General features: G+C 37.5%; 14 protein-coding genes and 1 tRNA gene. 8 read left to right on the top strand and 7 right to left on the bottom strand.

What is annotated here, in order from left to right; genetic code table 11:
- Nucleotides 1-193: 193 nt before the first annotated feature.
- Both B4A24_RS15600 and B4A24_RS15595 read right to left on the bottom strand, forming a co-directional pair.
- The gene (locus tag B4A24_RS15600) at nt 194-1,021 is read right to left on the bottom strand and encodes an alpha/beta hydrolase (protein WP_293946032.1); all 828 of its coding nucleotides are present in this window, start codon (nt 1,019-1,021) and stop codon (nt 194-196) included.
- 79 nt (nt 1,022-1,100) lie between these two features.
- Nucleotides 1,101-1,994 carry a hypothetical protein gene (locus B4A24_RS15595; RefSeq protein WP_293946031.1) on the bottom strand — a complete coding sequence of 298 codons (894 nt, stop codon included), beginning with the start codon at nt 1,992-1,994 and terminating at the stop codon, nt 1,101-1,103.
- A 38-nt stretch (nt 1,995-2,032) separates the two neighbouring features.
- Here B4A24_RS15595 and B4A24_RS15590 point away from each other — a divergent pair, with 38 nt between their 5' ends.
- Nucleotides 2,033-2,920, top strand: a complete 888-nt coding sequence (locus B4A24_RS15590; RefSeq protein WP_293946030.1) for a DUF4377 domain-containing protein — start codon at nt 2,033-2,035, stop codon at nt 2,918-2,920.
- Nucleotides 2,921-3,172: 252 nt separating this feature from the next.
- Nucleotides 3,173-4,126, top strand: coding sequence for a glycoside hydrolase family 43 protein (locus B4A24_RS15585; protein WP_293946029.1), 954 nt, complete (start codon nt 3,173-3,175; stop codon nt 4,124-4,126).
- A gap of 112 nt (nt 4,127-4,238) precedes the next feature.
- Here B4A24_RS15585 and B4A24_RS15580 read toward each other — a convergent pair whose 3' ends face one another.
- Entirely contained in the window at nt 4,239-6,458 is a 2,220-nt protein-coding gene (locus tag B4A24_RS15580) for an NADP-dependent isocitrate dehydrogenase (protein WP_293946028.1), read from the bottom strand.
- 273 nt (nt 6,459-6,731) lie between these two features.
- On the opposite strand from B4A24_RS15580, the gene B4A24_RS15575 reads away from it, so the two are divergent.
- The 4 genes from B4A24_RS15575 to B4A24_RS15560 all read left to right on the top strand — a co-directional run bounded on the left by B4A24_RS15575 (nt 6,732) and on the right by B4A24_RS15560 (nt 10,654).
- Entirely contained in the window at nt 6,732-7,571 is an 840-nt protein-coding gene (locus B4A24_RS15575; protein WP_293946027.1) for an aldo/keto reductase, read from the top strand.
- Between the two features lie 62 nt (nt 7,572-7,633).
- Nucleotides 7,634-8,485, top strand: coding sequence for a helix-turn-helix domain-containing protein (locus tag B4A24_RS15570; RefSeq protein WP_293946026.1), 852 nt, complete (start codon nt 7,634-7,636; stop codon nt 8,483-8,485).
- An 85-nt stretch (nt 8,486-8,570) separates the two neighbouring features.
- Nucleotides 8,571-9,911: a TolC family protein gene (locus B4A24_RS15565; protein WP_293946025.1), complete on the top strand. Its 1,341-nt coding sequence runs from the start codon at nt 8,571-8,573 to the stop codon at nt 9,909-9,911.
- Between the two features lie 107 nt (nt 9,912-10,018).
- Nucleotides 10,019-10,654 (top strand): HdeD family acid-resistance protein, encoded by a 636-nt coding sequence (locus B4A24_RS15560; RefSeq protein ID WP_293946024.1) that lies wholly within the window; start codon nt 10,019-10,021, stop codon nt 10,652-10,654.
- A 65-nt stretch (nt 10,655-10,719) separates the two neighbouring features.
- Here B4A24_RS15560 and B4A24_RS15555 read toward each other — a convergent pair whose 3' ends face one another.
- Nucleotides 10,720-11,361, bottom strand: coding sequence for a peptidylprolyl isomerase (locus tag B4A24_RS15555; protein ID WP_293946023.1), 642 nt, complete (start codon nt 11,359-11,361; stop codon nt 10,720-10,722).
- 91 nt (nt 11,362-11,452) lie between these two features.
- Here B4A24_RS15555 and mgrA point away from each other — a divergent pair, with 91 nt between their 5' ends.
- Nucleotides 11,453-12,490 carry an L-glyceraldehyde 3-phosphate reductase gene (gene mgrA, locus B4A24_RS15550; RefSeq protein ID WP_293946022.1) on the top strand — a complete coding sequence of 346 codons (1,038 nt, stop codon included), beginning with the start codon at nt 11,453-11,455 and terminating at the stop codon, nt 12,488-12,490.
- 103 nt (nt 12,491-12,593) lie between these two features.
- On the opposite strand, the gene B4A24_RS15545 is transcribed toward mgrA, so the two are convergent.
- The 3 genes from B4A24_RS15545 to B4A24_RS15535 form a co-directional block, all read right to left on the bottom strand.
- A complete protein-coding gene (locus tag B4A24_RS15545) occupies nt 12,594-13,121 on the bottom strand; it encodes a DUF1697 domain-containing protein (protein WP_293946021.1) in 528 nt (175 codons plus the stop codon).
- A gap of 13 nt (nt 13,122-13,134) precedes the next feature.
- Nucleotides 13,135-13,587 (bottom strand): MGMT family protein, encoded by a 453-nt coding sequence (locus B4A24_RS15540; protein WP_312398729.1) that lies wholly within the window; start codon nt 13,585-13,587, stop codon nt 13,135-13,137.
- Between the two features lie 107 nt (nt 13,588-13,694).
- A tRNA-Arg gene (locus tag B4A24_RS15535) sits at nt 13,695-13,768 on the bottom strand.
- Nucleotides 13,769-13,951: 183 nt separating this feature from the next.
- On the opposite strand from B4A24_RS15535, the gene B4A24_RS15530 reads away from it, so the two are divergent.
- Nucleotides 13,952-14,470, top strand: coding sequence for a YceI family protein (locus tag B4A24_RS15530; RefSeq protein WP_293946020.1), 519 nt, complete (start codon nt 13,952-13,954; stop codon nt 14,468-14,470).
- Nucleotides 14,471-14,533 lie beyond the last annotated feature (63 nt).

The raw sequence follows: 14,533 nt of genomic DNA, 5'->3' as shown, positions 1-14,533 counted from the left end.
AATAGAAGAAAAATAAAAAACAACCTTTAAAGGTTTAAGCATAGCAGATTGAATTCAAAAATTTGTTGAAAATAATAAAAAAGCCTTACAATCTGTAAGGCTTAATAATAAGTTTATAATTTGTTAGTCAAGATCTTCTATAAACAAAAATAGTATTTTATTCATTTAAGCCAAATATTTATCTATTTTTCTTTTATTTTTTTTCTGGCTGATTGAAAAAATCGTTAAAAAAGGCCATTTGATACACGATGGAGCGTGACCAATACGCCCAATTATGTCCCCCCTCGCTTGTAACAAAGGTATGGTTAATGTTGTGGTACATTAATTTATCATGAAAAGCAACATTGACAGGATAGAAAAAATCGTCCTTCCCACAATCGACAATCAGGCGAAGTTTATTATTTACTAACTTAGGAACCATATTAATGACAGCACGGTCATCCCAAGCCTGAGACGAGTCGGCATAGTTCCCGATACGATCCTTAATTTCCCAGTTTAACGGAAAAGGTCTAAAATCCACGCCACCCGCAGTACTACCCGCGGCACCATACAGATCTTGGTGTTTAATCGCAAGAGACAAAGCCCCATGCCCTCCCATACTAAGACCCGTAATCGCTCTTCCTTTTCGATCTTTGACTGTCGCATAATGTTGATCGATATAATCAATCAGTTCTTTGGAAACAAATGTCTCATATTGATAATTTCGATCGTTTTCGACATCCCAATACCAACTGCCAAATCCCCCATCTGGACAAACAATCATATATCCATATTGATCAGCTAGCGCAGCTACGCTAGAATTATTTACCCAATTACTATAATTGCCCGAATATCCATGAAGTAAATAGAGAACTGGGTATTTTGTTCGATCTGAATAACTTTTTGGGAGAATAACTACTGTTTTGATCACTTTGTCCATGCTCTGGCTCCGAACGGCTATTGTATCTACCTTAGCCGCTTTACTTCCGGTTATTAAACAAAATAAGGCAATTGATAAAAATAAAATTCGTTTTAAATTCATTATGTTACAAGTTGGATTTTTATACTCATTTAAGCTAATCAGATCTTTATTACCGTTCTTCTTTTCTAATATAAGTTTGCTATTTATCATTTGATTTAGGTGTTTTTTCAAAGTAATAAAGATAGGATTTTAAACCAAAGGGACGTTCACTTAATGTATAAAAACCATTGCCTTCATCAAAGGTTATCGCTTCGCCCTGAGGCTCTACCGCGTAAGGGATTTCAATTGGCTTCCGTTGGAGTGTTTCTGCCCATGATTTATCCGATTTCCTTTTCCAGTAAAAAATAGTTGTAATGTTTTTTATAAGCATCTCTTTTCCTGAAGGATCTATAGCCGCAGCTGTAGCAAAAGTAAAAGGAAGTTCTGCAGTTTTACTTAATGTGAAGTATTGTTGTTTGGTATTAGTAAAAACCGGTGCGCTATATACAGTAGATCGAAATTCACGCTTTGAAACAACATATAGCATATTATCCTGAGGATCAACCATTACAGCTTCTGCATCAAGACGTTTTTGACCTGGAAATTTGACAAAGATGGTTTTAATATCTTTCTTTGATATCAACGTTGAATCACAGATTGAAGGTTCTGGAAATACATAAAGGCTTGCCCAAGTACGCTTTCCAAGATTATTTCCGATATCGGCTAAAACCAAATAATTTTTATTGCCAATTCTGAGACGATCTATATCCTCACAATCAACGACACTCACACCTTCAAGCGTAAACGTTTTGAGCAACTTGGCATGGCGGTCAATCAAATAGATGTTGGCACCGTCACCACTATCGTTATGAACCCAAAAATTTCCCTTCTCACGAGAGGCAGCTATCCCAGAGACTTCTTTCAGCTGTGGATCTATCAATTCCCCTACGGCGATTTGTGTTTTAAAATAATCCTTGCTATTTTGGGCATATAACCGTAAGCCCGAAAGAAAAAGTACAATCACTAAGAGTGCTTTTGTTCGCGCAATATTCATGTTTAAAGATACGTTTTTATTGATAGTTAACGTCCATTATGAAGAAATCCCTCAAATCCAGCTTATTTTTTATTCTACCATTTCTATTCCAATACAATTTACAAGCACAGAGCAGCTCGTTTCGGATAAAAGTCAAATCTGGGCTTGAAAATACACCTCCCTACCTTGTAAAATATTACAATAGTACAGATTGGGAAAATTTCTACGCAGAAATCCAGCAGTTTAATTACAACGCCAATTTTGAGTACAATATTCGGGTAAAAAAAACAAGGACAGCGCAAACTTCAATCTATACACTGGATGAAATAATAAGCCAATCTCAAGCTGAAAACTCAGAAATCGCCATTTGGGACATCGCCGAAAACTATGTCTATAATCCGGTATCGGGCAATTTGACATGCCTGCAAGTAAAATCTAACACAAAAGGCAAATGGGAATATATTTCTAAGCCAATTCATGATTTCGATTACCAAGAGCAATATCGTTATCGTATCAAAGTAAAGCAAACGAAAGGTAAAGATACTGATAGTGTTCAATATGAATTGCTTGATATCATTTCTAAAGAGAGGGTCACCGAGCTACCAAGTATTGCCTCATTCCTCAGCAGATTTAAATGGAATTTACTGCAATTAAACGGCAAAGATGTCGCAAGCAATAAAGCCAACATCGGTTTCGATGCGAAAAATGGAACGATCGCAGGATCGACAGGATGCAATAATTTTTGGGGGAATTTTATCATAAAGGGCAATTTGATAAGCTTTCCACACCTTGCAAGTACGATGAAGTCATGCAATGGGGTTAATATAGAAAATGATTTCTTTGAGATTATCGAACGAAAACAGGTTCAATTTGATATCGCCGAACAGACACTGAACTTTTACATCGATGGAAGGTTAGTGATGATCTTCGGATTGGAGCGCGCATAAAAAAACACCCGAAGCCTGGGGGACTTCGGGTATCTTAGCCATATTATTAACCTATTTTATGAAAAGTATTTATGCCATTTGGAAATGACATAAACAAATATGTGAAATAAAGCGGAAAGAATCGAAAGCATCACTTCAATTTAACATAATTTTAACATTTTAAAAATATTGAGAAAAATCGGCACAAAAATGATATTTTTTCAAACTTATCGCCATACAATATGTAGTATCTTAACCTTTTAAACCATAACGATGATCAAGACATTTATTACGACAACATCATTATTTCTGGCAACAACACTTTTTGCACAGAAGAATCCCGTCATAAGCGGAAACTATGCTGATCCCGAAGGAATTATCTATGGAAACAAATATTGGATTTTTCCTACCTATTCAGCTCCTTATGAAGAACAGCTATTTTTCGATGCTTTTTCTTCTTCAGACTTAGTTAACTGGAAAAAACACCCACATGTGCTCCAAAACACACAAGTAAACTGGGCAAAAAAGGCTATGTGGGCTCCCGCAGTTCTTGAAAATAATGGAAAGTACTATTTATTCTTCGGTGCCAACGATGTACATCAGGGGGAAATTGGTGGTATTGGTGTCGCCGTAGCGGATAAACCGGAAGGCCCTTATACAGATTTATTGGGCAAACCATTAATTAATGATATTATTAATGGTGCACAACCCATAGATCAATTTGTTTTTAAAGATAAGGACGGAACATTCTACATGTATTATGGCGGCTGGAAGCATTGTAACATAGTCAAACTCAAACCAGATTTTACGGGCTTGCTTCCTTTTGATGACGGAACTTATTACAAGGAAATTACGCCAAAGGATTATGTCGAGGGTCCTTTTATGTTTATCAAAGATGGTAAATACTACTTTATGTGGTCAGAAGGCGGCTGGACAGGTCCTGACTATAAAGTCGCTTATGCAATTGCGGACTCTCCATTTGGCCCATTTGAGCGCATTGGAACAATTCTCGAACGGGATCCTAATGTTGCTGTTGGTGCTGGACATCATTCAGTCATTAAAGTTCCGAATAAAGACAAATATTTCATCGTTTATCACCGTAGGCCCTTAGGCAAGGAAGGTGCCAATGAGCGAGTCACCTGTATCGATGAAATGAAATTTGATAAAAATGGACATATACTGCCTGTTAAAATGACTTTTGAAGGTGTAAAATATCCTTTAAAATAGATTATTTCTACCAGTAAAGTAGGTTAGTATATACTGCAATCGAATCTAAAATAAGAAGAGCCCCAATCAATGATGATCAGGGCTCTTCTTATTTTATTAAAACATGGAGCGATTAAATATGCGCAATGGCATTATTTAATGTCGCCGAGGGACGCATAGCTTTTGTCGCTAATTCGTCATTCGGGAAGTAATAACCACCGATGTTCTGTACCTGACCCTGTGCACCGATCAATTCTTCATTGATCTTAGCCTCATTATCTGTCAATTCTTTTGCAACATTTGCGAAGCGGCTTGCCAGTTCAGCATCTTTTGTTTGGGCTGCCAAAGCTTGAGCCCAGTACAATGTTAAATAAAAATGAGATCCACGGTTATCAATCTGACCTACTCGGCGTGCCGGCGATTTGTCGTTTGCCAAGAATTTCTCAGTTGCTTCATCCAGAGTTTCAGCCAAAACCAATGCTTTAGGATTATCCTGTGTTTGCGATAAATGCTCCAATGAAGCTCCTAAAGCCAAAAATTCTCCTAATGAATCCCAACGTAAATAACCCTCTTGAAGAAATTGCTCTACGTGTTTTGGCGCCGAACCACCAGCTCCAGTTTCAAACAAGCCACCACCATTCATCAACGGTACGATAGATAACATCTTGGCAGAGGTACCAACTTCTAAAATCGGGAACAAATCTGTCAGATAATCACGTAGTACGTTACCTGTTACAGAAATAGTATCTTCCCCTCTACGGATACGCTCCAACGAGAATTTAGTTGCCTCAATCGGTGATAGAATTCGAATATCTAAACCTGTCGTATCAAAATCAGGCAAGTATTTCTCTACTTTCTTAATGATCTCTCTGTCGTGCGCACGGTCTTTGTCTAACCAGAATATTGCTGGAGTATCTGACAAACGTGCACGATTTACAGCTAATTTTACCCAGTCTTGAATCGGTGCATCTTTTGTTTGACACATACGGAAAATATCCCCTTCTTCAACGTTCTGTTCCATGTATACATGACCATCGGCGTCTACCACACGGATAACACCGTTACCTGCAGCTTGGAAAGTTTTATCGTGAGAACCATACTCTTCCGCTTTTTGAGCCATCAAGCCAACGTTTGGAACAGACCCCATTGTTTTAGGATCCAAAGCGCCATGCGTTTTACAGTCTTCTATTGTTGCTTCATAAACACCAGCATAAGAACGATCTGGCACCATCGCTATCGTATCTTCTTCCTGACCATCTTTATTCCACATTTTACCACCAATCCGGATCATCGCAGGCATAAAAGCATCAATAATAACGTCAGAAGGAACATGGAAGTTTGTGATACCTTTGTCCGAGTTAACCATTGCCAGAGCAGGACCTTGCGCAATAGCGGTATCGATAGCAGCTTTCACTTCCGCTTCTTTTGCATGACCTGCAATTTTAGCATATACTTCTCCTAAACCATTATTTTTGTTGACACCCAGTTCTTTGAACAAATCGCCATAAGTCGCGAATACATTAGCGAAATAAGTTTCTACGACTGCACCGAAAATAATCGGGTCTGACACTTTCATCATTGTTGCTTTTAAATGGGCAGACAACAATACACCAGCTGCTTTCGCCTCAGCGATCGCATCCGCTACAAAGCCTTTTAATGCATTTAAACTTAACGTTGATGAGTCAATTACTTCGCCTGCTTTTAATGGGGAAAGACCTTTTAATTCAGTAACCGCACCTTGTGCATCTACAAATTCTATTTTGAATTGACCTGCATTTTCAACAGTTACAGATTGTTCCGAACCATAGAAATCGCCAGATGTCATCGAAGTAACTTTTGTTTTAGAATCTTTCGCCCAAGCACCCATTTTATGTGGATTCGCTTTCGCATAATTCTTCACCGCTTTAGGTGCACGACGATCTGAGTTACCTTCACGTAATACTGGATTTACTGCAGACCCCAGTACTTTCGCGTATTTAGCTTTGATGGATTTTTCTTCTTCTGTAGTTGCTTCATCCGGATAGTTCGGAATAGCATAACCAGCTTTTTGTAATTCAGCAATAGCACCTTTCAATTGTGGAATAGATGCTGAAATATTCGGTAACTTAATGATGTTTGCTTCTGGAGTAGTTGCCATTTGACCCAACTCTGCTAATGCGTCAGCAATTTTTTGATCTTCTTTTAAAAATTCTGGAAAGCTCGCAAGAACACGACCTGCTAAAGAGATATCTCTCAATTCAACATCGATATCAGCTGTAGCTGTAATCGCTTGTACAATAGGCAAAAACGAGTAAGTCGCCAACAAAGGTGCTTCATCTGTTTTTGTCCAAACAATTTTTGATTTGTTTGACATAGTAATCTATTAGAAATATGTTTAATTTTTTAATGCTATGTGAAATCAGTAAAAAATCTAAATTTTTCAAAATTTCGCCTAAAGATAAGAAATAATGCTATAAACTGCGCGCTAATCGCACCTTTTTGACAATAAAATTGTGAAAATAAATATATTTTGGCAATACCAGATAAGTTTGTCCTTATCCTTTAAAATGAAAGCCCTCTTGACAATTCAGTGACGGGAGAATACAATTGAAATCCTAAATTAGTCAAACAAAAAATATAATTAAGCATGAAATCATTCAAATTGAACAATGGGATTGATATTCCGGCAATTGGATTTGGAACCTGGCAAATTCCGGAAGGAGAAGAAGCGTATCAGGCCGTAAAAGAGGCTTTGGCAGCAGGCTATACACATATCGACACTGCAGCAATTTATGGTAATGAAAAAAGTGTCGGAAGAGCAATCAAGGATAGCAATATAGACCGTAATACGTTGTTTATAACAACCAAATTGTGGAATACTGAACGTGGCTATGATAAGACAATTGCTGCTTTCGAAAAATCACTTACCAACTTGGGACTGGATTATTTAGACCTTTATTTAATACACTGGCCTGCCAACGAAACACAATTTGAGGACTGGGCTGCTATTAATGCCGATACCTGGAAAGCATTCGAGTACTTATACCAACAAGGGAAAGTGAGGGCAATCGGAGTCAGCAATTTCCCGAAAGAATATCTAGCGAAACTACTAGAAACAGCGACAATAGTCCCTAGCGTCAATCAAATTGAATATCATCCAGGCTACCTCCAACAAGAGACCGTTGACCTTTGTAAATCAAATGGTATTTTAGTGCAAGCTTGGTCTCCATTGGGTTCAGGAAGAATATTACAGGACGAGACATTGATTGCTTTAGCAGAGCAGAAGGCTACAAGCGTCGGACAAATCTGTATCAAATTCGCACTGTCTCAGGGCATATTACCACTACCGAAATCCACAAATCCAGCAAATATTAAGCGAAATTTAGCTATCGGTAATTTCGAACTTACAAAAGAAGATATCAGCACAATTCGAGAACTGCCAACCATGGGCTTTTCTGGGTCCGATCCTAAAAAAGTCGCATTCTAAATCATAGGTATAGCATCCTTCAAACAATATAGTTTGGAGGATCACTTTTTAGCGTAGCATTCATGATGAACGAAATACAACTGATAGATCAATCAGAACTTCCTCAGAGATTGGATAAATATATTTACCATCCGCTCTATACAACTTGTATCCTCATAAATAAAGGAACAATTGTTGTCAATTGCAATGGAAATCCAATACAGTTAGAAGCCGGCAATATTTTCTTCATCGGTTATAATAAGTACTATAGTTTTTTGGATATCGGTGCAAATTCGGAGTTCAAAATCCTAAATTATGATAGAAATTTCTCTAGTAGAATCCGCCTCTCCATCAGTAAATATGATGCCTACCGTCTTATCAATGCGAATAGCTCCGTTCCCTTTAGTCCCAAGCCCACCGACTTTGAAACGGTTTGGACATTGCTTTCCACTTTACATCAAAATCGTAAGAAAGCACATGATCTCCAAAAAGATTTTCTTCAAAAAGCGAATATAAATATTTTTATGGCTATCATTTATCTATTGGCAGCTGCTATATATGATGCCGGAGAAGGTCACGAAAAGATCCGCAACAAGAGAAAAGAAGAGATCACCGTTCAATTTCTACAGCTCGTGGCAGATCACTATAAACAACATCGGGATTTAGCTTTCTATGCAGAATTACTTAATATCTCGATAAAATACCTCTCTATAAGTGTCCGAGAAATTACCAAAGATCCGCCTTCTGAAATTCTAAGTAATTGGTTGCTGAGCGAAGCCAGAGCACAGCTTATTGTTTCTAATAAAACCATCAATCAGATATCCCAGGAGTTTCATTTTTCAGATCAATACGCATTTAGTAAGTTTTTCAAAAAACATGTTGGTGTGACTCCCAGCATATTCCGGGAGCAGCAAGCACCCACTGTTACCAATTGAACATCACAAAGCATTAAATAGACATTTCTTGGCACTATACCGGTGTGTACCTTTGTACTACATATATAGAACTAAGAAATATACCATGAATATTAAATCAAGCGTACTAAAAACAGGTTTGTACTTGGTCGTTTGTTTCATTACAACTTTTAGCAATTTAACATACGGTCAAGACAGTATATCGACCAAAAAGATCAATATCGAAACATTATTTGCGCTCGCGATACACAATCATCCCAATTTAGCTGTGTCAAAAGCTGCTGTTGATATCGCTAAACAGAAGACTGCGGTGGCAAAATTGAAAACATTACCTGAGCTCAATGCATCAGCTTCGGCATTTTACCTAGGTGATGCCGCGCTGATTGAAAAGAATTTATCAGGTTCTGAAAAGGTCCCTCTCCCCCATTTTGGAAATAACTATTCCTTAGAGGCCAAAGAGCTTATTTGGAAAGGCGGAATGATCAAAAACACTATTAAAGCATCTTCTTTAGGGGAAGAACTAGCGGAACTGGATCACCAAAATGAAGAACAAGACATCAAAATTTTGGTATTGGGATACTATCTGGATCTCTTTAAACTCGGCAATCAAGAGCAGGTTTACAATCAAAATATTGAACTCGCCCAAAAGAGGCTAGAACTGACCGAAAAACTGTATAAGCAGGGAATGATCACTAAGAATGATGTCATACGAAATCAACTGCAAATCTCCGAACTGCGACTTACAAAGGAAGTCATTCAAAATAATATGCGTATCCTCAATGATGAACTTATCGTTGCACTGGGATTGCCAGAAGGCACGGTAATCAAACCCGACGATTCTATGCTAAAAGCCCACTTTCAGCCGCAGGATCTAACAACATTAAAACAAGAGGCTTACACATCAAATCCCACTATACAGCTCGCGGCAAAAGAAACAGAGCTTCTTTACACCGAAAAAGATATTACGAAATCTGAAAAATCACCTGCTCTTAGCATTTTCGCCGGAAATGAACTGGTAAAACCAATCACCAATGTGATGCCTGTCATTGACAAATATATGAATACATGGAATGTCGGTGTTTCACTCAGTTACAACATCGCGTCTTTATATTCGACGAACAAAAAGCTAAAATTAAACGATTTGCAGATTGAAAAAAACAAGAAATATGAACTCGCTCTGAAACAAAAGACCAGTGTAGCTGTTAATAATGCATACATTAAATACAATGAGGCTTACTCTCAACGCAATACACTTGAGTACAACAAAGCACTTGCGGACGAGAACTATCGTATTATTGAGAAAAAGTATTTGAACCAATTGGCACTTATAGTCGACATCATGGACGCTTCCAATTCAAAACTCGAAGCGGAACTGAAATATACAAATGCTGAAATCAATATTGTGTATGCATATTACAAACTTTTGAAAGAGACAGGAAAGATCTAATCTACTCCCTTGCCTAATTTTAATCAGTTTTATATATGTAGGGCCTCATTAAGTAATTAATGGGGCTTCTTTATTTTTGTCTTCTTACAAAGAATTTAATCATTATTATGGCAAATTCATTCTTAAAAACGATCAGATCGTCCATTAAAAACTGGTACATTCCGCTTATTGTTGGTCTCCTTTTGATTTTATTGGGTTTCTACACCATATCTACACCTATAGCGTCCTTTCTCGCATTGGCCATTCTATTTTCTTGGTCGTTTATTGCTTCCGGGATATTGGAAATAATTTTTGCATTACAAAATAAGAATGAAGTTGATGGCTGGGGATGGTATCTTACCGGTGGGATCCTTTACACCCTATTTGGCATTTTACTGATTGCCAGTCCACTTTTATCGGCAAGTACATTGGCTTTCATTGTAGGGTTTTATGCTCTTTTCAAATCATTTCAATTATTGTCCTTCTCCTTTGATCTAAAAAACTACGGAAGTAATTCATGGGCCTGGATTACTTTATTCGCTGTACTAGGTATTATTTTTAGCTTTATTTTACTTTGGAACCCACTTTTCGCCGGTTTATCCTTGGTAATATGGACAGGGATGGCAATTAGTATCGTCGGTTTTGCTGCTTGTATTTTAGCCTTTCAATTAAAAAATTTAAAAGATATACCGGGTAGACTTCCCAATGAATGGAAAGAACGATACGAGAAATTAAAGGAAGAGTTTGAGCAATATAATAAATAATAGAACCTCTTAATAATAATTTACTACTTGAAAATTAAAGAATAAAACCAACTTGAAAAATGGTTTTATTCTTTAATTTCTACAACACTGAAAGGTACCTTTCGCAAAGGAAAATCTTGTTTATCAGTTTTCACACGACTTATCTCCAAAATGACATCTAGTCCTTGATATATCTCACCAAATACGGTAAAATCATGATCAAGTCTAGGCTGTCCACCATGATTAAGATATTCCGCACGCTGTTCATTGCTATATTTTATACCTTTTTTTATTTCCAAACTATCAAGCTCTGCAGTACCAATCTTTTTTCCAACAACAAAATAGATCTGGTTAAGGAAAGAGGCTTTTTCCGGATTGCCATCGCGCCCCGCTCCCAGTGCTCCTATTTTGTGAAAAGCACGTTGATCAAATTCCGCTGCCAATCGAGGTTTACGTTTCAAAGGATCAGCAGCTTCCCTCTTTTCGATATCAATATCATGTTCGCCACCCTGTACAACAAAATTTTCAATTATACGGTTAAACAAAGCATTTTGATATACACTATCTTTTATCGACCTTAACATTAAGTCACGATGTTTTGGAGTAAAATCATATAATACAACCTTAAATTCCCCAAATGCAGTTTTAAATAATAGGCGTTTTGACTGTGCATAGCTACTGCTCGCCCAAATCAAAAACAAAGTCATAATTAACAGGATTTTCTTCATCAGCTTATTCAAAATTTGACATAAAAATACATTTAATTTCAATTCGAAGAAATTTGTTTATTACTATATTTGGATTAAACAATTCAAATTTATGCAATATATCCCCCATCCCGATCGCTACGAAAATATGATATATAATCGTTGTGGTAAATCCGGGCTCCAGTTACCAGCAATTTCTTTAGGCCTCTGGCACAACTTTGGAAACGACACGGCTCATCAAACCAAAATTGATATCTGTACGACGGCTTTTGATCTCGGAATCACACATTTCGATCTAGCCAATAACTACGGACCGCCCCCAGGTAGCGCGGAAATTGCATTCGGACAAATTCTTAAACAACAGTTTGCGGGGTATCGTGATGAGCTGATCATTTCATCAAAAGCGGGTTATCATATGTGGGACGGCCCCTATGGCGAATGGGGTAGCAGAAAGTATATTATTTCAAGCTGCGATCAATCCTTAAAACGTCTAGGAACAGATTACGTTGACATTTTCTATTCACATCGCTTTGATCCAAATACGCCGTTAGAGGAAACCATGATGGCACTGGATCAACTCGTACGAAACGGAAAAGCCCTTTATATCGGTATTTCTTCCTACAACTCGCAACGTACCAAGGAAGCCTATGCAATACTGAAATCCTTGGGAACACCATTTATTATTCATCAACCGAGTTATTCCATGCTGAATCGGTGGGTTGAATCCGATGGTCTATTAGACACCTTGGATGAGATTGGTATTGGCTCAATTGTTTTCTCACCACTTGCCCAAGGTATGTTAACTGATAAATATTTACACGATATTCCCGAAAATAGCAGGGCTTCCCAATCAAAATCTTTGCAGACCAAATTCCTCAGTGAAGAAAACCGAAAAAATATCCAGGCACTCCATGCCATTGCACAACGTAGAGGACAGACCTTAGCACAAATGGCCATCGCATGGGTTTTTCGAAAACAACAGGTAACTTCCGCTCTTATTGGTGCGTCCAGACCACAACAGGTCATCGATTGTGTAGGATCACTCAAAAATCTATCATTCACCGCAGAAGAAATCCACGAAATTGATCTCTATGCAAAAGACGGACATATTAATATCTGGGCCCAATCCGCAGAGATTGACAAAGGTTAGATCAATGTGTACATTGTTTTAAAATAAAAGGCATATTGGTTATTATTCGATAATCAATATGCCTTTTTCAATGTTAAGATGCCTTAAATGGAACTATTCTTGCCTAGTTCATGATCTTCAGAATTTTCTCAAATGTATTCACATTCCGACTTGTAAATTTATCTTTCAGACTTTTCTTCCCCAGTATTTTTCCAAATGTTGAATCTAATGTGTTCCCTTTGGGCACCTGCCAATAAAATACACCGTTTACCACTTCGCCCTTTTCATCCGCTGCTTTAGTGCTATTATTGAATTCATTCATGAGCACTTCTTCTACCCCCGGCAAACCTACAAAAGCATAAATATGAAAATCATCATGTTTTTCAAAAGGAATATTTTCCTTCAATAGCACAATTTCTTCTTGCGGTTTAATGAACAAAAAAGCTTCGTAAGAAAAATAGCTGGACATAGCAGCTTCCAAAACGGGCTTAAGGTCGCCCACAAGTCGGCCCGAATAAAAAATGATATTCCCAGAGGCCAATACAGAGCTTACCTGATCCATACCGGTATCTTTAAACACCTGGCACACATCAACCATCTTCATATTGGTTCCCCTTACATTTACACCACGCAGAAAAGCACAATATTTCATAATTTATAATTTTTCAAAGTTCATGCATCGGATTCCAAAATATCTTTTTAAAATCCTTGATCCTAAGATTATTTATTACAACACCTTCGTCCTCTAATTTGATCTGAAATTCCGGAACTGATAAAACTCCTCCGCTCGAAATCACCCTGTGAGCAGGCACATCCCCAGGACAACCACCCATTGCCTTTCCAACATGACGGGAATGGTTTGGATACCCTAAAGCTTTAGCAATCGCACCATAAGTTGAAACACGCCCTTTTGGGATCAGTCTCACCAGTTCGTACACCTGTTTTTTAAATATTTCGTCCATATCTTTCTTATTAGACTCTCTTAATCCTATAAATTTCAGAGATAACTGCGGATTGCCCACTATCTCACATCTACCAAGTATATTGAAGGTACGAAAAAAACGCCTTATCATGCTTTCTACTTCAATAATAGCACACCTATAAATACCATTTATCATTCTTAGATTATAAGGAACAAGGCCAATTTGGCTATATTGAAAATAAAATATACGCACAAAAAAAACCGCATTAATCGTGTGATTAATGCGGTTTTTTATATTTTTCGTACGCCAATCAGGATTCGAACCTGAGACCGTCGGTTTAGAAAACCGATGCTCTATCCAGCTGAGCTATTGGCGCGTCGCTTTCGGTAATGCAAAAGTAGACATTTGTTCAACAATTCCAAAATATCACTTGCTTTTTTTTACGGTTTTTCAATAACTAATTGCTTTTCAATAAGATTATTTTATTGATCTAGGTCAAACAAAAATATAAATCTCGCTGTTACCTTTGTGTTATTAAACAAAAGAAAACACAAAAATTATGGCACAAGGAAAATGGGAATTAGACGCTGCACATAGCGAGATAGAATTCAAAGTAAAACACATGATGATTACAAATGTTAAAGGAAACTTTAACAGTTTTAAAATAGATCTTGATACAGAAGATGATACTTTTGATAATGCACTTGCGAAAGTAACTATTGATACAGCGTCAATCAATACACGAAATGAACAACGTGATGGACACCTAAAAAGTGGTGATTTTTTTGATGTGGAAAAATATCCCGCAATCACATTTGAGGCAACAAGTTTAGCGAATGAACAGATCAAAGGAAATCTAACTATACGTGAGGTAACCAAACCTGTGGTATTTGACTTGGAATTTGCGGGTATACAAAAAGACCCTTGGGGGAATACCAAAGCTGGGTTTATCGTAGAAGGAAAGATCAAGCGTTCGGAATTTGGCCTTAACTGGAATGCAGCACTGGAAACAGGTGGCGTGATGGTAAGTGACGAAGTAAAATTTAGCGCTGATATACAGTTTATAAAAGCTAAATAAGAACTATTTCAGAAATAAAATTTGGCAGGAGAGCAAAAAATCGTACTTTTGTCGCGGAGAGTT

Origin of the sequence: Sphingobacterium sp. UBA7249 (assembly GCF_002472835.1) — a bacterium.
Taxonomy (GTDB): Bacteria; Bacteroidota; Bacteroidia; order Sphingobacteriales; family Sphingobacteriaceae; genus Sphingobacterium; species Sphingobacterium prati.
This window is presented reverse-complemented; position numbering and strand designations above follow the sequence as displayed.

Excerpts from the sequence above, each read along its gene's own strand:
- B4A24_RS15600 (WP_293946032.1), bottom strand. The coding sequence starts at position 1,021 with ATGAATTTAAAACGAATTTTATTTTTATCAATTGCCTTATTTTGTTTA.
- B4A24_RS15595 (WP_293946031.1), bottom strand. The coding sequence starts at position 1,994 with ATGAATATTGCGCGAACAAAAGCACTCTTAGTGATTGTACTTTTTCTT.
- B4A24_RS15590 (WP_293946030.1), top strand. The coding sequence starts at position 2,033 with ATGAAGAAATCCCTCAAATCCAGCTTATTTTTTATTCTACCATTTCTA.
- B4A24_RS15585 (WP_293946029.1), top strand. The coding sequence starts at position 3,173 with ATGATCAAGACATTTATTACGACAACATCATTATTTCTGGCAACAACA.
- B4A24_RS15580 (WP_293946028.1), bottom strand. The coding sequence starts at position 6,458 with ATGTCAAACAAATCAAAAATTGTTTGGACAAAAACAGATGAAGCACCT.
- B4A24_RS15575 (WP_293946027.1), top strand. The coding sequence starts at position 6,732 with ATGAAATCATTCAAATTGAACAATGGGATTGATATTCCGGCAATTGGA.
- B4A24_RS15570 (WP_293946026.1), top strand. The coding sequence starts at position 7,634 with ATGATGAACGAAATACAACTGATAGATCAATCAGAACTTCCTCAGAGA.
- B4A24_RS15565 (WP_293946025.1), top strand. The coding sequence starts at position 8,571 with ATGAATATTAAATCAAGCGTACTAAAAACAGGTTTGTACTTGGTCGTT.
- B4A24_RS15560 (WP_293946024.1), top strand. The coding sequence starts at position 10,019 with ATGGCAAATTCATTCTTAAAAACGATCAGATCGTCCATTAAAAACTGG.
- B4A24_RS15555 (WP_293946023.1), bottom strand. The coding sequence starts at position 11,361 with ATGAAGAAAATCCTGTTAATTATGACTTTGTTTTTGATTTGGGCGAGC.
- mgrA (WP_293946022.1), top strand. The coding sequence starts at position 11,453 with ATGCAATATATCCCCCATCCCGATCGCTACGAAAATATGATATATAAT.
- B4A24_RS15545 (WP_293946021.1), bottom strand. The coding sequence starts at position 13,121 with ATGAAATATTGTGCTTTTCTGCGTGGTGTAAATGTAAGGGGAACCAAT.
- B4A24_RS15540 (WP_312398729.1), bottom strand. The coding sequence starts at position 13,587 with ATGATAAATGGTATTTATAGGTGTGCTATTATTGAAGTAGAAAGCATG.
- B4A24_RS15530 (WP_293946020.1), top strand. The coding sequence starts at position 13,952 with ATGGCACAAGGAAAATGGGAATTAGACGCTGCACATAGCGAGATAGAA.